Annotated in this window: 22 protein-coding genes; 19 read left to right on the forward strand and 3 right to left on the reverse strand. The window is 64.0% G+C overall.

The features are described 5' to 3' along the window. Positions 1 to 3 precede the first annotated feature (3 nt). The gene (locus JDV76_RS05050; protein ID WP_198735768.1) at positions 4 to 1,794 is read right to left on the reverse strand and encodes a DUF2339 domain-containing protein; all 1,791 of its coding nucleotides are present in this window, start codon (positions 1,792 to 1,794) and stop codon (positions 4 to 6) included. Positions 1,795 to 2,654: 860 nt separating this feature from the next. Between JDV76_RS05050 and JDV76_RS05055 the strand changes: the two genes are divergently transcribed. The 8 genes from JDV76_RS05055 (at position 2,655) to JDV76_RS05090 (ending at position 11,237) form a co-directional block, all read left to right on the forward strand. Further along, positions 2,655 to 3,473 (forward strand): hypothetical protein, encoded by an 819-nt coding sequence (locus JDV76_RS05055; protein ID WP_198735769.1) that lies wholly within the window; start codon positions 2,655 to 2,657, stop codon positions 3,471 to 3,473. A gap of 471 nt (positions 3,474 to 3,944) precedes the next feature. Next, positions 3,945 to 4,508 carry a translation initiation factor IF-3 gene (gene infC, locus JDV76_RS05060; protein WP_198735770.1) on the forward strand — a complete coding sequence of 188 codons (564 nt, stop codon included), beginning with the start codon at positions 3,945 to 3,947 and terminating at the stop codon, positions 4,506 to 4,508. A 32-nt stretch (positions 4,509 to 4,540) separates the two neighbouring features. Beyond that, positions 4,541 to 4,735, forward strand: coding sequence for a 50S ribosomal protein L35 (rpmI, locus tag JDV76_RS05065; protein ID WP_198735771.1), 195 nt, complete (start codon positions 4,541 to 4,543; stop codon positions 4,733 to 4,735). A 77-nt stretch (positions 4,736 to 4,812) separates the two neighbouring features. Beyond that, a complete protein-coding gene (rplT, locus tag JDV76_RS05070) occupies positions 4,813 to 5,196 on the forward strand; it encodes a 50S ribosomal protein L20 (RefSeq protein WP_198735772.1) in 384 nt (127 codons plus the stop codon). A 156-nt stretch (positions 5,197 to 5,352) separates the two neighbouring features. Beyond that, a complete protein-coding gene (locus JDV76_RS05075) occupies positions 5,353 to 6,165 on the forward strand; it encodes a TrmH family RNA methyltransferase (protein WP_198735773.1) in 813 nt (270 codons plus the stop codon). Positions 6,166 to 6,349: 184 nt separating this feature from the next. After that, positions 6,350 to 7,387: a phenylalanine--tRNA ligase subunit alpha gene (gene pheS, locus JDV76_RS05080; RefSeq protein WP_198735774.1), complete on the forward strand. Its 1,038-nt coding sequence runs from the start codon at positions 6,350 to 6,352 to the stop codon at positions 7,385 to 7,387. Positions 7,388 to 7,439: 52 nt separating this feature from the next. Continuing rightward, on the forward strand, positions 7,440 to 9,962 hold the full coding sequence (gene pheT, locus JDV76_RS05085; protein ID WP_198735775.1) for a phenylalanine--tRNA ligase subunit beta: 2,523 nt from the start codon (positions 7,440 to 7,442) through the stop codon (positions 9,960 to 9,962). Between the two features lie 147 nt (positions 9,963 to 10,109). Then, positions 10,110 to 11,237: a PTS sugar transporter subunit IIC gene (locus JDV76_RS05090; RefSeq protein WP_198735776.1), complete on the forward strand. Its 1,128-nt coding sequence runs from the start codon at positions 10,110 to 10,112 to the stop codon at positions 11,235 to 11,237. Between the two features lie 46 nt (positions 11,238 to 11,283). Here the strand turns inward: JDV76_RS05090 and JDV76_RS05095 are convergent, their stop codons facing one another. Then, positions 11,284 to 12,579, reverse strand: a complete 1,296-nt coding sequence (locus JDV76_RS05095; RefSeq protein ID WP_198735777.1) for a hypothetical protein — start codon at positions 12,577 to 12,579, stop codon at positions 11,284 to 11,286. Between the two features lie 205 nt (positions 12,580 to 12,784). Here JDV76_RS05095 and argC point away from each other — a divergent pair, with 205 nt between their 5' ends. The 8 genes from argC to argH all read left to right on the forward strand — a co-directional run bounded on the left by argC (position 12,785) and on the right by argH (position 21,790). Beyond that, the gene (gene argC, locus JDV76_RS05100) at positions 12,785 to 13,828 is read left to right on the forward strand and encodes an N-acetyl-gamma-glutamyl-phosphate reductase (protein ID WP_198735778.1); all 1,044 of its coding nucleotides are present in this window, start codon (positions 12,785 to 12,787) and stop codon (positions 13,826 to 13,828) included. 51 nt (positions 13,829 to 13,879) lie between these two features. Further along, complete coding sequence (gene argJ, locus JDV76_RS05105) at positions 13,880 to 15,052, forward strand: bifunctional glutamate N-acetyltransferase/amino-acid acetyltransferase ArgJ (protein WP_198735779.1); 1,173 nt, start codon at positions 13,880 to 13,882, stop codon at positions 15,050 to 15,052. Positions 15,053 to 15,112: 60 nt separating this feature from the next. After that, entirely contained in the window at positions 15,113 to 16,054 is a 942-nt protein-coding gene (gene argB, locus JDV76_RS05110) for an acetylglutamate kinase (RefSeq protein ID WP_198735780.1), read from the forward strand. Continuing rightward, positions 16,051 to 17,280: an acetylornithine transaminase gene (locus JDV76_RS05115; protein WP_198735781.1), complete on the forward strand. Its 1,230-nt coding sequence runs from the start codon at positions 16,051 to 16,053 to the stop codon at positions 17,278 to 17,280. The genes argB and JDV76_RS05115 overlap by 4 nt, the downstream gene beginning before the upstream one ends. A 4-nt stretch (positions 17,281 to 17,284) precedes the next feature. Continuing rightward, entirely contained in the window at positions 17,285 to 18,256 is a 972-nt protein-coding gene (gene argF / locus JDV76_RS05120) for an ornithine carbamoyltransferase (protein ID WP_198735782.1), read from the forward strand. Beyond that, positions 18,253 to 18,735 carry an arginine repressor gene (locus JDV76_RS05125; protein WP_198735783.1) on the forward strand — a complete coding sequence of 161 codons (483 nt, stop codon included), beginning with the start codon at positions 18,253 to 18,255 and terminating at the stop codon, positions 18,733 to 18,735. Before argF ends, JDV76_RS05125 begins: the two co-directional genes overlap by 4 nt. Positions 18,736 to 18,982: 247 nt before the next feature. Further along, the gene (locus JDV76_RS05130; RefSeq protein WP_198735784.1) at positions 18,983 to 20,185 is read left to right on the forward strand and encodes an argininosuccinate synthase; all 1,203 of its coding nucleotides are present in this window, start codon (positions 18,983 to 18,985) and stop codon (positions 20,183 to 20,185) included. A gap of 171 nt (positions 20,186 to 20,356) precedes the next feature. Further along, positions 20,357 to 21,790: an argininosuccinate lyase gene (argH, locus tag JDV76_RS05135; protein ID WP_198735785.1), complete on the forward strand. Its 1,434-nt coding sequence runs from the start codon at positions 20,357 to 20,359 to the stop codon at positions 21,788 to 21,790. A 44-nt stretch (positions 21,791 to 21,834) separates the two neighbouring features. On the opposite strand, the gene JDV76_RS05140 is transcribed toward argH, so the two are convergent. Next, a complete protein-coding gene (locus JDV76_RS05140) occupies positions 21,835 to 23,001 on the reverse strand; it encodes a pyridoxal phosphate-dependent aminotransferase (protein ID WP_198735786.1) in 1,167 nt (388 codons plus the stop codon). A gap of 334 nt (positions 23,002 to 23,335) precedes the next feature. On the opposite strand from JDV76_RS05140, the gene JDV76_RS05145 reads away from it, so the two are divergent. The 3 genes from JDV76_RS05145 to JDV76_RS12525 all read left to right on the forward strand — a co-directional run. Beyond that, positions 23,336 to 23,515 carry a Trm112 family protein gene (locus JDV76_RS05145; protein ID WP_198735787.1) on the forward strand — a complete coding sequence of 60 codons (180 nt, stop codon included), beginning with the start codon at positions 23,336 to 23,338 and terminating at the stop codon, positions 23,513 to 23,515. Between the two features lie 39 nt (positions 23,516 to 23,554). Further along, the gene (gene tyrS, locus JDV76_RS05150; protein WP_198735828.1) at positions 23,555 to 24,829 is read left to right on the forward strand and encodes a tyrosine--tRNA ligase; all 1,275 of its coding nucleotides are present in this window, start codon (positions 23,555 to 23,557) and stop codon (positions 24,827 to 24,829) included. Between the two features lie 636 nt (positions 24,830 to 25,465). Beyond that, positions 25,466 to 25,648: hypothetical protein (locus tag JDV76_RS12525; RefSeq protein WP_232958833.1), on the forward strand; the 183-nt coding region annotated here is incomplete at its 3' end.

Genomic DNA, 25,648 nt, shown 5'->3' on the forward strand with positions numbered 1-25,648 from the left:
CACTCACTCACCGCTGCGCGCATCCGCAGCAGGCTCGGGCGCGGATTCCTTTGATTCCGGTGAGTGATCCCCGGGCACAGGGGCGGGAGACAACGCCCCGTCCTCCGTAGATTTTTCGGTCGACTGATCGCGTTTGGCGCGGAGAGCAGCGATCACCAGGAGCGCCATCCCGGAGACCAGGAAAGCGACAACCCGCATCATCCCGCCGATGGTGCTGAGATCGACGAAGACGAGCTTCACGACCCCGGCGACGGCGAGGAGAGTTCCGGAACTCAGAGACGTCTGTGCGCTGAGGTCGTTGTTCCCGAGTAGAACGTAGGCTGCGAGGCCGATCCACAAGATCGACACCGCCGCGTGTCCGGCGAAGAATCCGAGATCAACCTGATTCATCATCTTCCCGATGTACGTGGTCACCGACACCACGCCCACCGCAGACAGATGCAGTCCCGATAATGCGATCAGAACGCGGCCCCATGGCGGCATCTCATCGAAACTGGCGCGGGTCAACAGTGCCGTAGTGACGATGATGATGAGGAACAGGCCCTCGACCATCCGTTCCGGGCGGAGGAGGAACTCAACGTCGCGGCTGAACACAGCGCTGCTTGTGACGCTCGTGAGCACGAGCGCAGACCCTATCCACGTGATCCAGGGCGCGTCACCGGCCCGCAACCTGGGAAGAGCGACAACTGCTACGAGGGTGAGCGCCAGAAACACGGACCTGTCGTAGGTCAGGACACCTGACCATGCCCCAGACGCTCTCGAGACGGACGACCCGAAATCGATCAGGAAGAAGCTCAGCGGTATGGCCGTCGCACCGACCGAGACTAGTGCCGGTGCGACGAAAGCCGCGGGGGAGAGAACATCATCCGGGTATGTCCTTCTCGTGATGACATATCCGGTGATGACAACCGCAATGAGGACGATGAGGAGAATCCACTGGTGGATGGGGACTCTGTGGTCGCTGATGCCCAGAATCGGACTCGGATGCAACGATGAGATGAACAGCGCCGCAACTGGGGCCCAGACAGCGGCCAGCTTCTCCGATTTAGCCGACGTAGGAACACGGTCGACGATGACCACAACTATGAAGAGCACGGCTGTGAGTGCTGTCAGAGCGAAGTTGATATCCGATACCAAGACACTCCCGCTGAACAGGAATCGACCGGTGGTGCTACTTGCGATCAACAGGTACGCCGCGGTTTGCCGTGAATCCTGGTAGCCGCGTCCGATAGTCGAGATGAGCAGCAGCAACGCGGGTAGCGTTGCGGGCCAGGCCCAACTCAGCATGGACGTGTCAAGATCCCCGAGTGCGAGGTACATCAGCTTCGCGTGCCAGAGGATTGTGAACACGGCGCCGAAGATCCCGAGCATGATCCCTGTGGTCTTCATTCGCCACTGACGGAGGGCATAGAAGGCGACTGCGAGGAACACCATGCAGAGTGTCGATCCAGCCCAACTCGGCCACCAGCTGTAGTGGAATACCACGAACCATGTTGTGGTCATCGCGGTAAGAAGCGCTGTTATCAAAAACGCGTTGACGACCGTCGTAGTGTCGGCCGCCCGTTTGTCGAACCGGTTGTGAACGACGACGGTCCCCACCGCAAACACGGTTGCCAGAGCATATGCCAGGACTACTCTGCCGACCGGTCCGAGGAAACCGTTCTGGACAGCGAGAACGACCAACAGTGCTACACCGGCGAGTGTGATCAATGCGCCACCGATGGCCAGGAATCGGATGACGGCAGTCTCCGACCGCCACCAGGGTACGCGGGATTCCGGTTCGGAGCTTGGCACCGAAGGACCGTTAAACGTTCCGTCGGGCGCTGGTCGGGGTTCCGACTGTCGGTGTGGGTTTCCGGGGAACTGATGTGGTCCTTGTGGCCGTGGTGGTCCTGGGGGCCACGGTTGCGTACTACGGGGTTGTGGTGGTGTTCCGAAGGGTGGTCGCGGTGGGTCTTGTGGCCGTGGTGGTCCTGGGGGCCACGGTTGTGCGCCGTGGGCCCGGGGCCCCGGGGGCGACGGTTGGGAACCCTGCTGGTGTGGTGGCTGTGTCGGTGGATACTGGGATTCCGGCGTCCGTTCTGTTGGCCCGGAAGGTGGGGTCTGGGATCGGGGAGGCAGCTGATTGACTGCCCCGGGGCGGCCTTCCGGATCGGTTGCCCGTCCAGTGTTCGGCGTCGGCGGTCCGTCGACGTGCTGATCGCTTTCTGAGGCAGTGGGATCCGGGGTATCCGTCAACCCCGGAGCGGGGATTTTTGCAGCATCGGCGACAGCGTCGCTCTCCAGTGCTCGGTTGACCTTCAGGCGAGCGTCGGAAACAGCCTTTTCGAGAGCATCGAGGCTGTGAAGGGCTTCCTCGAGGTGTTTACGGGAGTTCTGGGCAGCTGACATAATTCAGATTCTACGCACAACTATCAAATTTGTGACCCTTGAAAAACAACACCGCCACCCGGGGAAGAGCACGGAGAAACCGGGACGATCCATCAACTGAAAAGGTAGCGGACGGTGCGGACCAAAGGGCCTGTGATGGTGGGTAGTCACGTGGTCGCACTATCCTCGGTGGGGGGCCAGCGAGATTTGGTTCCCAGACCGGCCCACTCCGGTGTATCCCACCGGGGCAGGCGAGTGGCACAGACTATGAATGAGGTGTACCCGTGACCGAATCGAACGACCCCAGCGGTTCCAGGGGCCGGGGAAATCCCGATCCGGACGGTATCCCCGATCGCCGGAACGACCGGGCGGACGTTCCGCCGGAGAGCGACGTGTTCGCGCACGGGGCCGGAGTTGGCTGGGGGGCTGCCGGAACGGATCCGACCCCCACTCAATCCATGGCGCCCGTCGGTCCCGAGGCTGCGGGAGCGCGTGCCTCCCAGCAGGTTGGGGCGCCGCCGTACACGACGACTACGGGTCCACGGCGGCGGGGCATGACCGGAATCGTCATCGGTTTCCTAGTGGTCGTCATCATCGCAGCACTATCCGTCGTCCTACTCGGGTTCACCGTACTGGGATGGGGGAGAACCGGGGACTCCCGGGAGACCCAGCAGCCCGAAACTCCTGCCGTGGTTGAAACCACCGTCGTGACGGTGACTGATGGCCCCACTGAGGAATCGGCGGCGACCACCACGTCTGAGAAATCGACGTCATCGGAACCAAAGACCGGTGAGAAAACGACGACGGAGTCGACGAAGGCATCCACGACGAAGAAGAAGCCCGTCTTCTCAGTTCCCGACGAAGCCAGCAACTGCGGTACTTCGGGAGGCTTCGTCGTTTATGCCGGAACAGACGTCACCAGTTGCGGCTTCGCGATGAACGTCGGAGGCCAGATAGCAGGCCAAGGCGGTAACTCGTCTCGGACCATCACAGCGGTATCGCCGGTGACCGGTCGGAGTTACCGGATGACGTGTTCACCGAAGGGCGCTGGCGCCTGGGTCTGCCGGGGCGGCGACAACGCTGTCGTTTATGTCGCCCCGTGATCGGCGACCACAATGGTGTGGGGAATCACCGCCGGTGGTCCTGTTCTCCTTCCGGCCCGGTTTGAAGTGGCCCGGCGCACGTGATACAGTTTCTCTCACTACCGCCCAGTGTGGGCTTGACACGTTTCTGTTCCGTAAACTCAGTTCGAACCAACACCCGGATAACGGGTAGCGGAGATCACCGAGAATGTACGGAAATAAACAGAGACATGGAAAAGTACACAGGGCCGCAAAGTGGAGATCCCTCCCACCATACGCCGCCCGGCCTTGCCGTCGGGTTGGACAGTGGTCGTTGCGTAGAGCCGTTGGTCTGATCCATTCGGCGGATTGTCCGCGTACTTCTGTCACGTCGTGTTGATCCGCAGGATGCTGCATCGTCCATCGGTCACGCACCCGGATCTCCCGTTGTCCCCCTCGAGGTGGGCAACGGGTTTTCGTTGTTTTCCGGGTTGTCGGGATGTCCAGGTTGCGGTGCGGTATCACGCATTATTCACTGCAACCCTAGGAGTACACATCAGCGCTGAAGCTCGCATAAATGAGCGAATTCGAGTCCCTGAGGTCCGGCTTGTCGGACCCGGTGGTGAGCAGGTGGGCATCGTCCGCATTGAGGACGCCCGCAAGCTCGCGTACGAGGCGGATCTAGACTTAGTCGAGGTCGCGCCCACTGCTAAACCCCCGGTCTGCAAGATCATGGACTACGGCAAGTTCAAGTACGAGACCGCGCAAAAGGCGCGTGAGTCCCGGAAGAACCAGCAGCAGACTGTTGTCAAGGAGCAGAAGCTTCGTCCCAAGATCGATGACCACGATTACGAGACGAAGAAGAGTAATGTGGTCCGGTTCCTTGAAAAGGGTTCCAAGGTCAAGGTGACCATCATGTTCCGTGGCCGTGAGCAGTCCCGGCCGGAGCTCGGTTACCGGCTGCTGGATCGACTGGCACAGGACGTCGCCGAGTACGGTGTCGTCGAGACCAAGCCGAAGCAGGACGGCCGAAACATGACCATGGTTATCGGTCCGCTCCGCAAGGGCAAGAAGTAAACACACTAGCTTTTTAAGGACATCAACTCATCATGAAGCAGAAGACCCACAAGGGCACCGCAAAGCGAATCAAGGTTTCCGGTTCCGGCAAGCTGCGTCGCGAGAAGGCCAACCGTCGCCACCTCCTCGAAGGCAAGCCCTCCACCCGGACCCGTCGCCTGAAGGGCACCACGGACGTCTCGAAGGCCGACACCAAGCGCGTCAAGCGTCTTCTCGGCCGGGCGTGATGCCGGGCCGCCAGTTCCGGTGGCCAGCATCCCCCTCAAAAGTAACTAAACCCCAAGATTCGTAAGGAAGTTTTACCGTGGCACGTGTCAAGCGGTCAGTGAACGCCAAGAAGAAGCGTCGCGTCATCCTCAATTCCGCCAAGGGCTACCGTGGACAGCGCTCGCGCCTGTACCGCAAGGCCAAGGAGCAGATGCTCCACTCGATGACCTACGCATACCGCGATCGTCGCGCACGCAAGGGCCAGTTCCGTCGCCTCTGGATCCAGCGCATTAACGCCGCCGCCCGGATGAACGGCATCACCTACAACCGGCTCATTCAGGGGCTGCGCCTCGCTGAGATCGAGGTTGACCGGAAGATCCTCGCGGAGCTCGCCGTCAACGACTTCGGTGCTTTCTCCGCGATTTGCGAAGCCGCGAAGGCTGCCCTCCCCGAGGACGTTAACGCCCCGAAGTCCGCCTAGGCTAGGCCTCGACTGCAACAGTTGTCGCCCTGAGCGGCGGCGCCGAGACCCGCCCTTCCTCCCGTACCGGGAGCAGGGGCGGGTTTCACGTTGTCGCCATCGGGTTGTTTCCACCGGAGAACCGCACTCTCCGGTACCGCTGCTAGGTTGGATCGCATGCACCTCGATTTCACCGAACCAGCGACGGAACGTACCCCACGCGTCGTGTCCGCCGTCAAACTCCACCGCAGCGCCGGCCGCCGGAAAGCCGATCTGTTCCTCGTCGAGGGGGTCAACTGCGTCGAGGCTGCCGTCGAGCGGGGCGTGGCCACCGACATCTTCGCGACCGAATCCGCTGCCGGGCGCTTCGCCGGGCTGCTCAACACTGCTGCGTCAGCCGGGGTGTACATTCACCCGGTCACTGATAAGGCCGGTCGGCAGTTGTCGGACACCGTGACCCCGACCGGCCTGGTCGCGGTGTGCAGGCCGGTGCTGACCGGGCTGGACGAAGCGCTCGCCGCGGACCCCCGCCTCGTTGCTGTTCCCGTGGAGACATCCGAGCCCGGCAACGCCGGAACCGTGATCCGCGTGGCTGACGCCGTCGGTGCTGACGCCGTAATCTTCACCGGGGAAACCGTCGACCCGCAGAACGGTAAGTCCGCACGCGCCTCGGCTGGATCCCTGTTCCACCTCCCTGTCGCGCGGCACCACTCGCACACCGACGTCATCGGCAAGCTTCGGGAACGGGGACTGACGGTCATCGCCACTGCAGCGGACGGCGAACTTAGTCTCGACGAGGCGGACGGGGTTCTCGCGGAGCCGACCGCGTGGCTCTTCGGCAATGAGGCCCACGGACTCCCGGATGATCTCCAGCGGGCTGCGGACCACCGGGTCCATATTCCGATCCGGGGGCGGGCGGAATCCCTGAATCTCGCCACAGCGGCGGCGATTTGCCTCTACGCCTCCGCCCGCGCGCAGCACGGATCCTGAGAACCCTACGGTCCGGATCCCCGAAACATGGTGTCGGACGGGCAACCGGGTAAGATCCTGCAGAGCACGGTGACCCGGATCATTCCGGGAAACCCCGGGTGGGCGGCCTAGTGGAAAAACACGGCCGTTTGCCCCTTCCTGAAGAACCGACCACCCAACCGACCCAGAAGGAGTCAGAGCCCCGGTGACTGACAGCCAGCTGACCGAAGCCAGCCTCAATCAAGCGGCGGAGGAGGCGCTCGCAGCGTTCGCGGCGGCGGACTCTCTCGACGAACTCGCCGCCGTGAGACGGTCCCACCTCGGCGACGAGGCACCGATCCCCCAGGCACGCCGTTCGCTCGGGTCAATCCCCAGGGAGCAGCGCAAGGATGCGGGTCGCCTCGTCAACATGGCCCGGGGACGGGTGGAAAAGGCGTTCGCCGAAGCGAAGGCCCGGCTCGAGGAGAAGCGCAACGCCGAGGTGCTCGTCGCCGAGCGCGTCGACGTGACGCTGCCCACCGGGCGGACCCAACCGGGTGCGATGCACCCAATCACCACCCTGAGCGAACAGATCGCCGACATCTTCGTCGGTATGGGGTGGGAGATCGCGGATGGCCCCGAGGTCGAGGCCGAGTACTTCAACTTCGATTCCCTGAATTTCCTTCCCGATCATCCCGCCCGCACCCTGCAAGACACCTTCCACATCGCGCCCGAGGGGTCCTCCCAGGTACTACGTACCCACACCTCACCGGTGCAGATGCGTACCATGCTGTCGCGTGATGTACCGATCTACATCGCCTGCCCCGGACGAGTGTTCCGGACCGATGAACTCGATGCGACGCACACCCCCGTATTCCACCAAATCGAGGGACTGGCCGTCGACCGCGGACTGACCATGGCGCATCTCCGCGGGACACTCGATCACCTTGCCCGGACCCTATTCGGACCGGATACCCGTACGCGCATGCGGGCCAACTACTTTCCCTTCACCGAGCCTTCCGCCGAGGTCGACGTGTGGTTCCCAAACAAGAAGGGGGGCGCTGGCTGGATCGAGTGGGGAGGTTGCGGCATGGTCAACCCGAATGTCCTGAGGGCCGCTGGTATCGACCCTGAGGAATTCACCGGTTTCGCCTTCGGGATGGGGCTCGAGCGCACTCTCCAGTTCCGCAACGGTCTGTCCGACATGCGTGACATGGTCGAGGGTGACATTCGTTTCACCCAGCCGTTTGGTGTACAGGTCTGATCGTCTCTTCCCCCGCTTTCACCACCGCTTTCAACCCCCAGGAGAACCTCACATGCTCATCGCCAAGAACTGGGTCATTAGGCTGCTGCGTTCCGCCGATGGCTCCCAGTCGGACTGGTCGGTCACCGACACCGAACTCGACAGCGGCTTCGTCCGTGTCGGTTTCGAGACCGAAGGCTTCTCCGCCATCCCCGAAACCACCGGTCCACTCGTCATTGGTCGGGTCGAGTCGATCGAAGAGCTCACCGGTTTCAAAAAACCCATCCGGCATTGCCACGTGAACGTCGGTGACGCCAACGGAACCGGGGAACTGCAGTCGATCGTCTGCGGCGCTCGCAACTTCAGTGAGGGGGACCATGTCATCGTGTCCCTCCCCGGATGCGTGCTCCCGGGGAACTTTGAGATCGCCGCGCGTAAGACCTACGGGCGGATGTCCGCGGGCATGATCTGTTCCGCTGCTGAACTCGGGTTGACTGCCCAACAAAACAAGGGGATCATCACCCTCCCGGACGACCGGGACTACGAGCTCGGTTCCGATGCCCGCGGCGTCATGGGGCTCGACGACACGGTCTTCGACGTCAACGTCACTCCGGACCGTGGCTACGCGCTTTCCGTCCGGGGGCTGGCTCGGGAGATCGCCAGCGCCTTCGACCTCACGTTCACCGATCCGGCGCTCGAGCCGGGTGTGGCGGGCATCGACGTCTCGGTACCCACCCCCGACGGTGAACTCCTGACCGTCGATCTCCGCCCGGAGACGAAGGCCGTCCGGTTCGGACTCCGCCGGGTCACGGGGACCGCGGCCGGAGCAGAGTCGCCGCTGTGGATGCAGCGGGAGCTGATGCTCTGCGGCCAGCGTCCGGTGAATGCCGCCACCGATGTGACGAACTACGTGATGATGCTGTTCGGACAGCCGATGCACGCCTTCGACGCGGCCCGGATCACCGGTGACACGCTCGTCGTGCGCCGCGCTGAGAAGGGGGAGAAGCTCGAGACCCTCGATGACGTGACGCGTACGCTCGATCCGGAGGACGTCGTCATCGCCGACGATTCGGGAGTGCTGTCCCTGGCGGGTGTCATGGGTGGTGCATCCTCCGAGATCGGCGACGCAACCACCGACGTTTACCTGGAGGCGGCGAACTGGGATCCGATCACCGTCGCACGGGCCTGCCGTCGGCACAGGTTGTCGAGTGAGGCCTCACGGCGTTTCGAGCGGGGCGTCGATCCGGCTCTCGTCGAGGTCGCCCTCGACGTCGCGGCACACCTGCTGTCCCGGATCGCCGGAGGCTCCGTGGACGCCGGACGTACTGTGGTCGGAGATCTTCCCGCCATGCCGACGGTACGGATGGGCGTCAACCGTCCCGCGCAGATCGCGGGGATGGACATCAGCCCCGACACCGTCATCTCCCGTCTCGAGGAGGTCGGGTGTGCGGTCGACCGGGACGGTGACGTTCTCACGGTCACACCCCCCACTTGGCGACCGGACATCACGATGGACGCCGATCTCGTGGAGGAGGTGCTGCGGTTGGAGGGACTGGAGGACATTCCCTCGGTCGTCCCCACCGCTCCCGCCGGACGTGGCCTGACCCCCACGCAGCGGCGCCGCCGCGCCATCGGCCACGCCCTTGCGTACAACGGCTACACGGAGATCCTTCCGAGCCCGTTCATCGCGGATGATGTCTTCGATGTCTGGGGTCTTGACGCGGGTGATCCTCGGCGGCAGACCGTCGGGGTGCTCAATCCGCTTGAGACCGATCGTTCCGTTCTCGGCACGACCCTGCTGCCGAACATGCTGGATGCCGTGCGGCGCAACGCCGCCAGAGGTCAGCGCGACGTCTCTCTCTACGGGGTCGAGCAGGTCACGGTCGCGGGAGAGGTCGACCGTTCACCGATGCCCGACGTCCGGAGCCGTCCCTCTGACGCTGCTATCGCGGAACTCCTGGAGTCACTGCCGGTGCAGCCGCTGCACGTTGCCACCGTCGGTGCCGGGGACATCGAGGCCGCCGGCCCGCTGGGGTCCGCCCGCGCCTACACGTGGGCTGACTCGGTGGAGTCGGCACGCGTTGTCGCCCGCGCGGCCGATATTGAGATCGAGGTCTCGGCGGCCGAGCAGCTTCCCTGGCACCCGGGCCGCTGCGCGGCATTGAGTGTCGATGGAACCGTCGTTGGGTACGCCGGTGAGCTGCACCCGCAGATTCTGGAGCGCGCAGGCCTGCCCCCTCGTACTTGCGCGATGGAACTGAACGTCACGGCTCTACCGTTCGCGCCTTCAGCGCCGGCGCCGGTGTTGTCCCCCTTCCCGGCGCTGATGCAGGACATAGCACTTGTCGTCGACGAGGATGTTCCGGCGGAAGATGTGCGCCGGACGCTGCTGTCGACGGCGGGGGAGCTGATCGAGAGCGTCGAGCTCTTCGACGTCTACCGCTCGGAGAGTCTCGGCGAGAACCGGAAGTCGCTGGCGTTCGCGCTGCGGTTCCGGGCCACCGACCGTACGCTGACCGACGACGAGTGTTCGGCGGCGCGGCTCACTGCGGCGGACGCGGCAGGCCGTGAACACGGCGCACGGATCCGCGCCTGATTCGCACCGTTCCCCGTGGCCCGGAATCCCGCAGAGGTTCCGGGCCACTTCCGGTTCGGGGTACAGGGGTAGCCTCCGGGGGGTCGATGCTTACGCTGTTTCCCGGATAATTCCGATGGTGCGTTGAACTCACTAAAGTCTCCTTCTGTGAATCGACTGATACGTAGATGGGCTTCCCTGTTCTTCATTGATGCGCTGACCGGTATGGCCTTCGGATTGTTCGCCACCCTCATTGTGGGAACGATCATGGTCCAGCTGGGCCGATATGTGCCGGGGACCGTTGGCGAGTTCCTTGTCGTCACCGGTTCCGTGGCCTCGGTACTGACCGGATTTGGTATCGGTATCGGCGTGGCCCACCGGCTCTCGGCGTCGACCTTCGTCATCGCGGGTACCGGCGTCGCGGGTATGGTCGGCGCGCACGCGGGCAAGATCCTCGGGGGAGGGGCCGTGGATGGTCTGTCCTTCCAGCTCCTCGGCCCGGGAGAGCCCCTCGGGGCGTTCATCGCCGCGTTCATCGCGGTTGAGTGCGGGTTGTTCGTGTCGGGGCGGACCCCCGTCGACATCCTCGTTACCCCGCTGGTGACCATCTGCTCGGGAGCGGCGGTGGGCCTGTTCATCGGCCCGACGATCTCCGAGTTCATGACGGCACTGGGGGAGATGATCAACTGGTCCGCCCAGCGGCAGCCCTTCCTAATGGGCATTCTCGTCGCCGTGATCATGGGCATCTGTCTGACCTTGCCGATATCATCGGCGGCGTTGGGCATCATTCTCGGGTTGTCGGGGCTGGCGGCGGGGGCTGCCACCGTAGGCTGCTGCTGCCAGATGGTCGGCTTCGCAGTAGCCAGCTGGCGGGAGAACCGCTGGGCCGGTCTGGTGTCCCAGGGCCTGGGTACCTCAATGCTCCAGATGCCGAATATCGTCCGGCGTCCGGCGATCTGGCTGCCGCCCATCATCGCTTCGGCGATCCTGGGGCCGATCGCCACGACCGTGTTCGCGATGGAGAACAACCCCGCAGGCTCGGGTATGGGGACCTCGGGCCTCGTTGGCCAGCTCATGACCTGGACCGTCATGTCCCCCGACCACGGGGCTGTATCCCTCACGCTGATGATCCTCGGTCTGAACATCGTCGGTCCCGCACTGGTGACGCTCCTGATCTCCGAGGCCATGAGACGGGCCGGCTGGATCCGTCCCGGCGACATGGCGCTCGAACGACCGGAGAAGAGCCGGGGAACCGCGAACTCGGAGGCCGTCGCGGCGGGGGTTCCGGCTTCCTGAGGACGTCCCGGCCGCCGGTTGCGGTGTCGCCGGCCAGGGCACCGATTCAGAGAATCTCCCTCAGGTCCTCGTAGAAATCCTCGAGAATCTTCTGTCCCACGTCCTCCCTGTTCTGTAGTTGGACCGCGCTTTCCACCGCCTCCTGTGTCTTGAGACCGGCTTTTTCGAGCGTCAGCTTGAGCAGCATCCTGGCCATCAGTTCCACGTTCCTGATGCGGGCGTCGACGTCATCATCGAACGCCGTGAGCGCGTCCAGCTTTCCGGAGAGATCCGTGCCGGTGTCGTCGAGGATCCCGTCCGCCCGGTCCGCGGCTTCGCTCAGCGCCGCAGCGGCGTCGTAGAGGGCGTACTTCAGGTTCTCCCGGTAGACGACCACCTCCTGTGCCGCGTCGAACTCGATCGGGTCCGTCGCGGTGTTCTCCCAGGTGTCCAGGATGTCCGCTCCCTCGATCAGGGAATCGGATACAGCACGCCACTTCTCCGGGTCCCTGTCGGCGAGAGCGAAGGAGTACTCCTTGGGCGGCCCCAGTTCGTCGGGATTCGGCGGCAGGATGGGGATGAGCGGTTCCCCTTCCGCTGTCGGGTAATCGGTGACGGGTTCGGCCGACAGATCTTTCGGCAGCATGCCGGCCTCCTCCATGGCGATGGTCCAGCCGTCCCTTGCCTGTTGCAGTCTGACCGCGGCATCCGCGAGGGGCAGCACGACACGGTCGTCCAGAACCTTGTCGTAGTCCCGGAAGACGTGGGAGCAGGCCGGGATCCGTCTGGCTGCTGCGTCCTGTTCCGGTGGCAGATTACCCACCTCCGTGCCGAAGTCGTAGTAGATGCCCTTTATCTCCGGGTGGCCGGTGAGGAGTGGGAGGGCCTCCGACATCTGTGCCGGAGACGCGTCCGGGGAGACCATCGGCTCGATGCGGTCGAATCTCGATGCGAGGTCGTCGCCGGAGCGGGCGATGACCTCGTTCGCCGGTTCCGGCAGGGTAGAGGTGGCCGTCCGGAATGATGCGATGGCCCGCCTGAGGTCGCCCGCGATCACTTCCGGGGCGATCCCTTCCTCGGCCTTGAAGTTGGTGAACTGGAGGTCGCTGTACCCCTGACAGACCGCGGTGACGTACTCACCGTCGGGAATCCGGGATCTCCACCGGAGTTCATCCTCGGTCGGCTGGCGGACCGGAGCCTCGATCGGGTCCGCGGCCCGGTGGCTCGGTGCCGGTGACTCCTCGGTGCGGGCTGGCGGCTCGGGGGACGGATCTCCCCCGCACGCGGTGAGGGCTCCCGCAGCCAGCACAGCGGACAGTGCCAGTCGGGGGAGTCTGCCGGTGGAGCGTCTCGAAGTGAACATGGATTCCTCCGGGTGAGTGGTATCGCGGGTGCGGAGTGGTACCGGGTGATACCGGGGCGGATGCGGAGCTGCTACTTTCGATTCTAGGGTTCGCCACACAGCAGGGGGAGCGACTCCGTCCTACGCGGGGGGGGGGACGGAGGTCGTGGCCAACGACGGGAGTGCATAATTTGCACAAAGGCGCATAAATGATATGGTGTCATCCATGTCAATCACAGTTGCAGTCGCAGGTGCCAGCGGATACGCCGGAGGAGAGATCCTGAGGATCCTCCTCGGACACCCCGAATACCGGAGCGGCGGGCTGCGGATCGGGGCGTTGACCGGCGCCTCAACCGCCGGGAGCACCGTCGGCGAGCTCATGCCACACCTTCCCGAGCTCGCGGACCGGGTCATCGCACCGACGACCGCCGACGAACTGGTCGGGCATGACGTGGTGTTCCTCGGCCTGCCCCACGGACACTCCGCGGCGATCGCCGAACAGCTCGGTCCCGATGTCCTCGTGATCGATTGTGCCGCCGACTTCCGGCTCGACGACGCCGGCGACTGGGAACGGTGGTACGGGTCGAAACATGCGGGCACCTGGCCCTACGGCATCCCGGAGATGCCGGGGAACAGGGAGCTGCTGCGGGGAACGAAGCGCGTCGCTGTGCCCGGTTGTTTCCCCACCGGCGCCACGCTGGCCCTGCTTCCGGCGGTCGCCTCCGGCCTCATCATCCCGGACATCGCGATAGTCTCCGTCACCGGCGTCTCCGGCGGCGGAAAGAAGGCCTCCGTCGGGCTGCTCGGTAGCGAGACCATGGGATCACTGAAGGCGTATAACACCGCCGGAAGGCACCGGCACACCCCGGAGATCGCACGGAATCTCCGCCTCCACAGTCGATCCCCGGTCACGGTGTCCTTCACCCCGGTCCTCGCACCACTTCCTCGGGGCATTCTTACCACGGCGTCAGCCCCGCTGGCCGAGGGAGTCTCCGCCGCGGACGCGCGTGCCGTGTACCGGGACGCCTACGCCGACGAGCCCTTCGTCCAGCTGCTTCCGGAGGGCACCCAGCCCCAGACACAGAACGTGCTGGGCTCGAACTTGTGCCAGGTCCAGGTCGAGGTCGACGATGATGCGGGCCGCCTGCTGGTCACCAGCGCCATCGACAACCTGACCAAGGGCACGGCCGGCGCCGCTGTCCAGTGCATGAACCTCGCACTCGGTCTGGACGAGACCGCGGGACTCCCCCGCTGTGGGGTAGCGCCCTGATCTGCAGCCATATCGACACCGCACCGACACCCCCGCCGAAGGAACTACCCCATGTCTGACACAGGAATCACCGCCCCGAAGGGCTTCTCCACAGCCGCCACAACCGCCGGAATCAAGGCGTCGGGCAAGCCCGACATGGCCCTCGTCGTCAACGAGGGGCCCGATCTCACGGCAGCGGCCCTGTTCACTCGGAACCGGATTGTTGCCGCGCCGGTGAAGCTCAGTCGCGCCAACGTCGCCGACGGCCGTCTCAAGGCCGTCGTCTACAACTCCGGCAACGCCAACGCCTGCAATGGCTCCAGGGGAGAGGCCGACGCGATGGACACGATCGAGAGTGTCGCACAGGCCCTCGGCGTCGACAGTGGGGACATCGCGGCATGCTCCACCGGATTGATCGGTGAACCGCTGCCCATGGACCTCGTCCTCGCCGGGGTGGACAAGCTCGTCGACGGGCTCACGGTGAACGGAGGGGACAATGGGGCTGCGGCGGCGGAGGCCATCATGACGACCGACACGGTCGCCAAGCAGTCGGTCGGACACGGCGCCGGATACACCGTCGGTGGCATGGCCAAAGGGGTCGGAATGATGGCTCCGTCTCTGGCGACGATGCTCGTCTGCCTGACCACCGACGCGGCGGTCACCCACGAGATGGCCGACACCGCGCTCCGAGCCGCTACCGCAGTGACCTTCGACTGCCTCGACATCGACGGCTCCACCTCGACCAACGACACCGTCTTGTTCCTCGCATCCGGTGCGTCCGGTGTCACCCCGGACCAGGATGACCTCAATGAAGTGGTTCTCCGGGTATGCACCGACCTGGCGAAGCAGCTTCAGTCGGATGCCGAGGGGGTCACCAAGCGCGTGGCAGTCACCGTCACCGGAACAACCGACGATACCCAGGCCGCCAATGCCGCCCGGACCCTCTGCCGCGATCCGTTGTTCAAGTGCGCGATGTTCGGGTCCGACCCCAACTGGGGGCGTGTCCTCGCCGCCGTGGGCATGGCGGATGCGGACATGGACCCCGAGCACATCTCCGTCCACTTCAACGGTCAAGCTGTATGCCTTGACTCTTGTGGTGCTCCCGGTGCCCGTGATGTCGACCTGTCCGGCCGTGACATCGACGTCACCGTCGACCTCGGCACCGGCGGACCCGGCACCGCGACGCTGCGTACCACCGACCTGTCCCACGCCTACGTCGAGATCAATTCCGCGTACTCCACCTAGATGGTCTCCGCTCACCGGCACCGAGACCATTCCACGACACCCCAGAAACCGGGACGAGACATGAACGACATGCTGAAGGACATCACACCCGAGGTTCGGGCCAACGTGCTCGCCGAGGCATTGCCCTGGCTCAAACATTTCCGCGACAAGATCGTCGTGGTCAAATACGGCGGAAACGCCATGATCGATGAGGACCTCCGCGCTGCTTTTGCCGCCGACATGGTCTTCCTCAGAACAGTCGGCGCGAAACCCGTTGTCGTCCACGGAGGCGGTCCACAGATCAACGCCATGCTGCAGAAACTGGGTATGGAGGGGGAGTTCCGGGGCGGCTTCCGGGTCACTACCCCCGAGGTCATGGAGATCGTCCGGATGGTCCTGTTTGGTCAGGTCGGTCGAGATCTCGTCGGACTCATCAACTGTCACGGCCCCTACGCCGTGGGCTGTTCCGGGGAGGATGCCGGACTGTTCACTGCCGAACGCCGATTGGTCGAGGTAGGCGGCGAGCTCACCGACATCGGTCTCGTCGGTGACATCACCCACGTCGACGCCTCATCGCTCATGGACATCATCGACGCGGGGCGCATCCCGGTGGTCTCCACGATTGCACCGGACGAGGACGGGCAGGTCCACAACATCAACGCCGACACCGCCGCGGGAGCGCTCGCCAGCGCCATCGGCGCGGAGCGCCTGATAATTCTCACCAACGTGTCGGGACTGTACACGGACTGGCCGGATACGTCATCGATGGTCAGCAAGATCTCCGTCGGGGAGCTCTCTTCGCTGCTCCCGTCCCTGGACTCAGGAATGATCCCCAAGATGGAGTCCTGTCTGAATGCCGTGCGTCAGGGGGTCCACGCTGCCCACGTGATCGATGGTCGCGTCGCGCATTCCGTACTGCTCGAACTCCTCACCGAAGGCGGTATCGGGACGATGGTTCTGCCTGACGCCTACGACCGCAACGATTATCCAGCCCCCACAGAGTTCCAGAAGGTTAAACCATGAACGAATCCAGGACCGACAATTTCGACGCGCTCGGTCGGTGGTCCGAAGCACTGATGAACACTTATGCCCCGGCGCTTGACCTGATCTCCGGGAACGGTGCCGAGGTGACCGCAGCCGACGGTACCGTCTACCTTGACTTACTCGCGGGTATTGCCGTTAATTCCCTGGGACACGCGCATCCTGCGGTGATCGAGGCCGTTGAGACGCAGATCCGCAGGTTCGCCCACGTATCCAACCTCTTTGCCTCTCGGCCTGTCGTGGAGGTCGCTGAGAAACTCAAGCAGCGCTTCGCACACGGAGACTCGGACGTTGCCGATTCAACCCGCGTGTTCTTCTGCAACTCTGGTGCCGAGGCGAACGAAGCCGCGTTCAAGCTCGCCCGCCTCACCGGACGACACCGGGTGCTGGCCGCGAAGCATGGATTCCACGGCCGGACGATGGGGTCACTGGCGCTCACAGGTCAACCGGACAAGCGGGCAGCCTTCGAACCGCTCCCGGGTGGAGTGGAGTTCTTTCCCTACGGTGACATCGACTACCTGCGGAAGATGGTGGAGATCAACGCCGCGGACACCGCCGCGATCATCCTCGAGCCCATCCAGGGAGAGACCGGGGTGATTCCCGCTCCGGACGGTTACCTCGCCGCAGTCCGGGCTCTCTGTGATGAACACGGTATCCTGTTCATCGCCGATGAGGTGCAGACCGGTGTCGGCCGCACCGGTGACTTCTTCGCCCACGCTCACGAGGGGATCCTGCCTGACGTGGTCACCATGGCCAAGGGTCTGGGGGCAGGCTTGCCCATCGGCGCGTGCCTCGCGCACGGCACGGCCGCGACACTGTTCGGCGTCGGTAGCCACGGCACAACCTTCGGCGGCAACCCGGTCTCCTGCGCCGCCGCCTCAGTGGTCCTCGATACTATCGATGAAGACTTCGTCGCGGAGGTCCGGGCAAAAGGCGAACACTTCACGGCGGCCATGAAATCCGTCGACGGCGTGACAGAGGTCCGCGGACGCGGCCTCATGCTGGGCCTCGTTCTCGACCGGCCCGTGGCCAAGGAGGCTGTGACGGTCGGATTGAAGCACGGCGTGATCCTCAATGCCCCGTCCGACACCGTCATCCGTATCACCCCGCCGCTCGTGATCACCACCGAGCAACTCGACGTCGCAGCCGAGCGCATCGCAGCCGTCCTGACCGATGTCTGGGACTCCGAGAAGAACACCGAAGGATAGAGACATGACCACCACACCGAACGTCCGCCACTTCCTCGCCGACGATGACCTCACCCCTGCGGAACAGGCGGAGGTCCTGACCCTCGCCGCGGAGCTCAAGGCCGCCCCCTACTCCCGTAAACCTCTCGCCGGACCGCAGTCCGTCGCCGTCCTTTTCGACAAAACCTCGACGAGAACCCGGTTCTCCTTCGACGCGGGTATCGCCGCACTCGGCGGCAATCCCATCGTCGCGGTCACCGACAAGACCCAGATGGGGAAGGGCGAGACCTATCAGGACACCGGATCGGTGCTCTCCCGGTTCGTGTCCATGATCGTGTGGCGGACCTACGCCCATGAGAACCTGCTCGCGATGGCGGAGACCGCGACCGTCCCGATCATCAACGGGCTCTCCGATGACCTGCACCCGTGCCAGATTCTCGCTGATCTACAGACCTGTGTCGAGAAGCTCTCACCGGAACAAGGACCGGCTGGTCTTCGAGGCAGAAGCGCTGTGTACCTCGGTGACGGGGCGAACAACATGGCCAACTCCTACCTGCTCGGTTTCGCGACGGCCGGTGTGAACATGACGATCGTCGCACCCGAGGGCTTCCAGCCCGAGGAGCGCTTCGTCGAACGTGCCCGGGCGGTCGGTGTGCGGACGGGTGCGGAAATCCGGGTCACCGACAGCCTCGACGGGGTGGACGGTGCGGACATCGTCATCACCGACACCTGGGTGTCCATGGGGCAGGAAAATGACGGCATAGACCGGGCTGCGGTGTTCCGCCCCTACCAGGTCGATGATGCTGTGATGGCGCGTGCCGCCGACGGTGCGGTTTTCCTGCACTGCCTCCCCGCATACCGGGGGAGTGAGGTCACGGCGGAGGTCATCGATGGACCACAGTCCGTGGTGTTCGACGAGGCGGAGAACCGACTGCACGCGCAGAAGGCACTCATGGCGTGGCTGCTGGAAAACCAGCCCGGTGGTGCGGCACGATGAGCCGTCCGGCACCGGTGACCCGTGCCGCCAGGCAGGGCCGGATAGTGGAAATCCTGGAGAAATACCGGGTCTCCTCCCAGGTCCAGCTCTCCGAATTGCTTCTCGACGAGGGGATTGACATCACCCAGGCCACACTCTCCCGAGACCTCGATGAACTCGGCGCCAAGAAGGTCCGGCCCGACGGCGGGCGAGCGTTCTACATGATCGGTCCTGCGGAAGCGCCGCTCACCGAGCAGATGCGGGGCCCGGCGGAGAAGCTGCGGAGGATGCTCGACGACCTCCTCGTCAGCGTCGATTCCTCCGGGAACACCGCCGTCCTGCGGACCCCGCCGGGGGCCGCGCAGTATTTGGCGAGTTTCATCGATCGGGTCCAGATGGACGAGGTAGTGGGTTGTATCGCCGGTGATGACACGATCTTCGTCATCGCCCGCGAACCCCTGACGGGCAAACAGCTTGGAGAGATGTTTGAGCGTCGCTGACGCTGGTGGGACGAGGACCGTGCCGGTGGCGGGTGAAAACCCACCACCGGTGCATAATTTGCATACTAGTGAATAAACCGGCTAGGGTTGCGGATGTCGGGCAGCGATCCGCCTTTCCACGCGGGTGCCTGCTGCACCTGCACCATCCGCACTGTTAGGGTGTGGTGCACACCTGAGTCGCCAGCCTTCAGGATTTCCGCTGGTAGAACCCACATATAAACGATGAATCACCCCTCAAGGAGAAGTCATGACTGATCGCGTAGTTCTCGCCTATTCTGGCGGCCTCGACACCTCGGTGGCCATCCCGTACCTGGCTAAGATGACCGGCGGTGAGGTCGTGGCCGTGGCCCTCGATCTCGGACAGGGCGGCGAGGACATGGAGAGCGTGCGTCAGCGTGCGCTCGACTGTGGCGCGGTCGAGGCGGTCGTCGTCGACGCGAAGGACGAGTTCGCCGAGGAATACTGCCTGCCGACCATCAAGGCCAACGGCATGTACATGAAGCAGTACCCGCTGGTCTCCGCCATCTCCCGGCCATTGATCGTCAAGCACCTCGTCGAGGCCGCCGAGGAGCACGGTGGAACCCACGTCGCTCACGGCTGCACCGGTAAGGGCAATGACCAGGTCCGTTTCGAGGTCGGTTTCGCGGACATGAACCCGGATCTGAAGATCATCGCCCCGGCGCGTGACTTTGCTTGGACCCGGGACAAGGCCATCGCCTTCGCCGAGGACATCAACCTCCCGATCGAGCAGTCCACCAAGTCACCGTTCTCCATCGACCAGAATGTCTGGGGTCGCGCTGTCGAGACCGGATTCCTCGAGGATCTCTGGAACCCGCCGACGAAGGACCTCTACGCCTACACCGAGGACCCGGCGATGGGCAATGCCCCCGACGAGCTCATCATCTCCTTCAAGGGCGGGGTCCCCGTCGCCATCGACGGCAAGAAGGTCACCGTCCTGGAGGCCATTGAGGAGCTCAACCGCCGCGGCGGCGCCCAGGGCGTCGGTCGGCTCGACATGGTCGAAGACCGCCTCGTCGGCATCAAGTCCCGCGAGGTTTACGAGGCCCCCGGCGCGATGGTCCTCATCACCGCCCACCAGGCACTCGAAGATGTCACCGTCGAGCGGGAGCTCGCCCGCTACAAGCGCCTCATCGACGCCCGCTGGTCCGAGGAGGTCTACGACGGTCTCTGGTTCGCACCACTGAAGCGCTCCCTCGATGCCTTCATCGAGTCGACCCAGGAGAACGTCACCGGTGACATCCGGGTGGTCCTGCACGGTGGTCGGGTGACCGTAAACGGCCGCCGCTCCGAGTCGAGCCTCTACGACTTCAACCTCGCCACCTACGACACCGGCGACACCTTCGACCAGACACTCGCCCGCGGCTTCGTCGAGCTGCACGGTCTGTCCTCGAAGATTGCCTGCCGCCGCGACCGCGAGGCCGGCAAGTAGAATCCACGATCATGCACGAGCCCTTCCGCCGATGACGTCACCCGAACCGGGTATGGCGCCACCAGCGGAAGGGTTTTCGCTGTGATTGACGATCCGCGGGCCCCGCGAATCGACACACGCCACGAAGACAACCGAAGAATAAAGCCACTCCCGAAGGAGCCGACGATAACCGTGGAACAGCATAAGACAAATGAAGGTGCCCTCTGGGGCGGCCGTTTCTCCGGCGGCCCTTCCGAAGCAATGTTCGCACTGAGTGTGTCCACCCACTTCGACTGGGTGCTCGCCCCCTACGATGTGCTGGCCAGCAAGGCCCACGCGAAGGTTCTGAACTCCGCCGGGCTGCTGTCGGACGCCGACCTCGAGATCATGCTCGCTGGCCTCGACGAACTGGGGGAGAAGGTCGCCTCAGGTGAATTCGGGCCCGAACCCACCGACGAAGATGTCCACGGTGCCATGGAACGGGGGCTCATCGACATCGTCGGCCCCGAGATCGGTGGTCGGCTCCGCGCCGGTCGTTCCCGTAACGACCAGGTTGCGACATTGTTCCGCATGTGGGTCCGGGATGCGGTCCGGGACATCGCCCTCGGCGTCACCGATCTCGTCGACGCCCTCGTGGGACAGGCGGAAGCGCACCCCGACGCCATCATGCCTGGCAAGACCCACTCGCAGGCCGCGCAGCCCGTACTCCTCGCGCATCAGTTGCTCGCCCACGCGCAGCCCCTGCTCCGGGATGTTGACCGCATCCGTGACCTGGACAAACGTCTCGCGGTGTCCCCCTACGGCTCCGGTGCGCTCGCCGGGTCATCCCTGAGCCTCAACCCTGAGGCGATCGCCGAGGAGCTCGGCTTCGACTCGGCGGCGGACAACTCCATCGACGGTACCTCCTCCCGGGACTTCGCCTCGGAGACGGCGTTCGTGCTCGCGCAGATCTCCGTCGACATGTCACGCCTGGCAGAGGAGATCATCTACTGGTGCACGCCCGAGTACGGCTACGTCACGCTCGATGACGCCTGGTCCACCGGCTCGTCGATCATGCCGCAGAAGAAGAACCCTGATGTCGCCGAGCTGACCCGCGGCAAGACCGGGCGTCTCATCGGCAACCTCACCGGTCTGATGGCGACACTCAAAGCGCAACCGCTGGCCTACAACCGGGACCTGCAGGAGGACAAGGAGCCCATCGTCGACTCCGTCGCGCAACTCAACCTCCTGTTGCCCGCCATGACCGGCCTCGTCTCCACGCTCACCTTCCATCCGGAGCGGATGGCGGAGCTCGCCCCCGCGGGGTTCACCCTGGCCACCGATCTCGCCGAGTGGATGGTTCGGCAGGGGGTTCCGTTCCGTGAGGCACACGAGGCGTCCGGGGCCTGCGTCCGGATCGCCGAAGCCCGGGGCATTGGGCTGGACGAGCTGACCGATGACGAACTCGCGGGTGTCGACGCCCGACTCACCCCCGAGGTCCGGGGAGTCCTCACCGTCGAAGGAGCTGTCGCCTCCCGGGCGACGCGCGGCGGGACTGCCGCTGTGCGTGTCGTCGAACAGCGTCAACGCGTCGCGACGATGTCAGCGGAGTACCGCGCCTGGGCCGGGACGCCGGTCCGGGGCTGATCACGCCCCCGTTCCACTCACCGCGGGGGCGGTTTGTCGACGTCTCAGACGAGACGCGCGACGGCGTCCCGGATTAGGTTCTCCCGCTTGCAGAAGGCGAAACGGACCAGGGGATCGAGGTGCCCGGTGTTCCCGCTCGTGGCGAATGCGGACACCGGGATCCCGACCACGCCACGATCGATGAGAGCGCCGGTACAGAATTCTGCTGCGTCGGTTACCCCGAGTGGCGTGGCGTCCGCGATGACAAAGTACCCGCCGGCGCAGGCCTTGACGTCGAAGCCAGCCTGGTCGAGCCCGTCCATGAGCAGATTCCGACGCCGTTGCATGTCATCACGGAGACGTTCCATCCAGGCCTGTTCGTTGTCCAGGGCGTGTGCGACGGCGGGCTGGACGTGACCGACCCCGACGAAGGTGAGGAACTGCTTCGCCTTCGTCACGGCGTCGATGATCTCCGGCGTGGACATTGCCCAGCCGGTCTTCCAACCGGTGACATTCAGGCACTTCGCTGCAGAAGACACCGTCACCGTGCGTTCCCGCATACCTGGCAACAGTGCGATGGGGGTGTGTGCGCGGCCGTCATAGACCAGTTTCTCGTACACCTCATCCGACAGGACCAGCAGATCGTGTCGCCGGGCGAGATCCGCGACGGCCTCCAGATCGTCGGAGCAGAACACATGCCCGGTTGGGTTGTGCGGTGTGTTGATGATGATCATCGAGGTATCCGCACCCACCGCTGCGCGGAGCGCGGCGTGATCCAACCGCCAACCGCTGTCGCTGCAGGCGTCGAGCAGTAGAGGAACTGGGACCAGGGTCGCACCGGCGAGCGCGACCGCTGCCGCGTACGCGTCGTAGTACGGCTCGATCACCACCACCTCGCTGCCCGGCTCCACGAGCGCGAGCACCGTCGCGGAGATGGCCTCGGTCGCGCCGACGGTGACCAGTACCTCGGTGTCCGGGTCGAGGCTGTGGCCGTGACTGCGCCGACGGTCCGCGGCAACCGCCGCGCGCAACCCGGCGAAACCACGACCGGGCGGATACTGATTGTTGCCGCCGCGGATCTGCCGGACGGCTTCCTCGAGCATTGATCGGGGCCCGTCCTCGTCCGGGAATCCCTGGCCGAGATTCACCGCGCCCTTCTCGACCGCCAAATTGGTCATCGTGGCGAAGATGGTCTCGGGAAAGTGGTTGAGTCGTGATACGAGGCGTGACATGGGCGCCAAGTCTAGTCCGGCGCCGGGACGTGGTCCTGCCGCAGTCCCGAGCTGGGTTTCTCCGGATGGTCGCGGGATGGTTTCAGTCGCCACCTGCACCACAGTCGACGGCCGAGCTCACATCGGTGGGGAAGGCGTGGTGCACGGTGGCGCGGAAACGCCCGGGCGAAGCCGACGGAACGGAGCAGCGGGGCAGTCCATTGACCACGGGATCGGTGACGGCGTTCCGACACCACCGTCATGCGGTGGCGCGGTTGTGCGGGCATTCCGGGGCCCCGTGGTTTCACCGGGGCACAGCGCAGACGTGGTTGTTCTCCGGGTAGGATCGGTGATTATGAGTATCGATCCACAGTTGCTTGATGTACTCGCCTGCCCGAAGGACAAGGGGCCGCTGGAGTATCTCGAGGACGACCAGCTGCTCGTGAACAGGAGGCTCGGTCTCGCCTATCGCATAGACGACGACATCCCCGTGCTTCTCATCGACGAGGCAGTCTCCTGGCCGTCCGCCGAGTGACCCACCGACCGTCCAGAGCAGTCTTTTAACGAAGAGGAACTGACAATGAACATCATTGACGAACTGAGCTGGCGTGGCCTGATCAACCAGTCCACCGACCTCGACAAGCTCCGCGAGGAAACCGATTCCCCGATCTCCCTCTACTGTGGCTTCGATCCAACCGGCCCGTCTCTGCACGCCGGTCACCTCGTTCCGCTTCTCCTCCTGCGCAGGTTCCAGCGCGCTGGGCACCGTCCCGTCGCCCTCGCTGGCGGAGCGACGGGCATGATCGGCGATCCCCGTGACGTCGGGGAGCGCTCCATGCTCACAGAAGAGACGGTCGCGGGCAACCTGGAGCGGATCCAGAAGCAGCTCGCCCGTTTCATCGACTTCGAGGGCGATAACGCGGCCGTTATGGTCAACAACGCAGAATGGACCGAGAACCTCAGTGTCATCGACTTCCTCCGGGACGTAGGCAAACACTTTTCGCTGAACACCATGCTGAACCGCGACACGGTCAGGCGGCGCCTCGACTCGGACGGTATCTCCTACACCGAGTTCTCCTACATGCTCCTGCAGGCAAACGATTACGTGCAGCTCAACCGCAGTCACGGCTGTGTCCTGCAGATCGGTGGCGGCGACCAGTGGGGCAACATCGTCTCCGGGGTCGACCTGAACCGGCGCGTCAACGGTGTCACCGTTCACGCGTTGACCGTTCCCCTGGTCACGGATAGTGAGGGCAACAAGTTTGGTAAGTCCACCGGTGGCGGAAAGCTGTGGTTGGATCCCGAAATGACCAGCCCTTACAGCTGGTACCAGTACTTCTTCAACACCAACGACGTGGACGTCGTCAAGTTCCTGCGCTGGTTCACGTTCCTCGATAAGGAGGAGCTCGACGCTCTAGAGGTCGAGGTGACCGAACGTCCGCACAAGCGTGAGGCCCAGCGGCGCCTTGCCCGCGAGATGACGACCCTCGTCCACGGCGCTGACGCGACTGAGGCCGTCGAACTGGCAGCCCAGGCGCTGTTTGGGCGCGCCGACCTCACCGATCTCGACGAGCGAACGCTTGAAGGTGCGGTCTCCGAGACAACGGTTGCCGAGATTGGTCCCGATTCACCACGTACGATCGTCGACCTGCTGGTGGCGACCGGTCTCGCCGAGTCCAAGGGGGCGGCGCGCCGTTCGATCAAGGAGGGCGGTGCCTACGCCAACAACGTCCGTATCTCGGACGAGGAGTGGGAACCCACCGAATCCGATCTCCTGCATGGCGGCTGGATCGTGCTGCGACGCGGAAAGAAGAACTTCGCGGGAGCACAATTCACAGCGTCCGCGTAACCGTCCGTTCACACTGGATCACTCCCTCGCCACGCCGACCGCCGGTGGAGAGGGGGTGTCTTCCCCGGGGGGGGGTTGATGCTCGGGCCTTCCTCTTTGTGGTGAGTGTGTGGGGTGCCTGGGGTGGGGGTTGGTGGTGGGTCTCTTGGTTGGGTAGATCTGAGAAAAGTGGTGTTGGCCTGGTGTTTTGCGTGTGGTTGGTGGTGTGTGTAGATTGATTCGAGTCAGCGCGGCGGGCCGTAGGGTTCTGGTCGGGTTGGTGGGCTTGAGGTTGGTTGCTGTTCTGGTGGGTTGACATGATCTGCTGGGTGGTACTAATGTTGAGCGAGTCGCTGTTGAGGCACTGGTTGTTCTGGTGTTGAGGTGGTGTACAGGTGATGTTTGAGAACTCGATAGTGTGCCAATGTATCTTGCCGGCAGGTGTGATCATCTTTGGGTGGTTGTGTTTGTTGGTGGGGTAATTGTTTTTTTGATTCGTTTCCGGATCATTCATGGTCGTGGCGTGTGCCGGGGAGTGTAAGTCGCTTCCTTAATCGACCACTGTCGGGCGCCTGCGTTGTGTGGGTGCTGGTGGTGGTTGTTGACTGTGGTGGTTGGGACGGATGTTTGTGTGGCGTGTTTGTTTTTCCTCGTCGAATGACACGCGTCACTATGGCGGATGTTTCATCTGCTTTTTGTTTTTTTGGACAATCATTTTTGACATTGCCTGGTTCCTTTTGTGGGGTCGGGTGGTGTTGCTGGTTGTTTGTTTTGCTAGGTTTTTCAAGCTTTTTGTATTGCTTAAAGGCTTTTATGGAGAGTTTGATCCTGGCTCAGGAC

Origin of the sequence: Corynebacterium marambiense, from assembly GCF_016342275.1 — a bacterium.
In the GTDB taxonomy this organism is placed as follows: domain Bacteria; phylum Actinomycetota; class Actinomycetes; order Mycobacteriales; family Mycobacteriaceae; genus Corynebacterium; species Corynebacterium marambiense.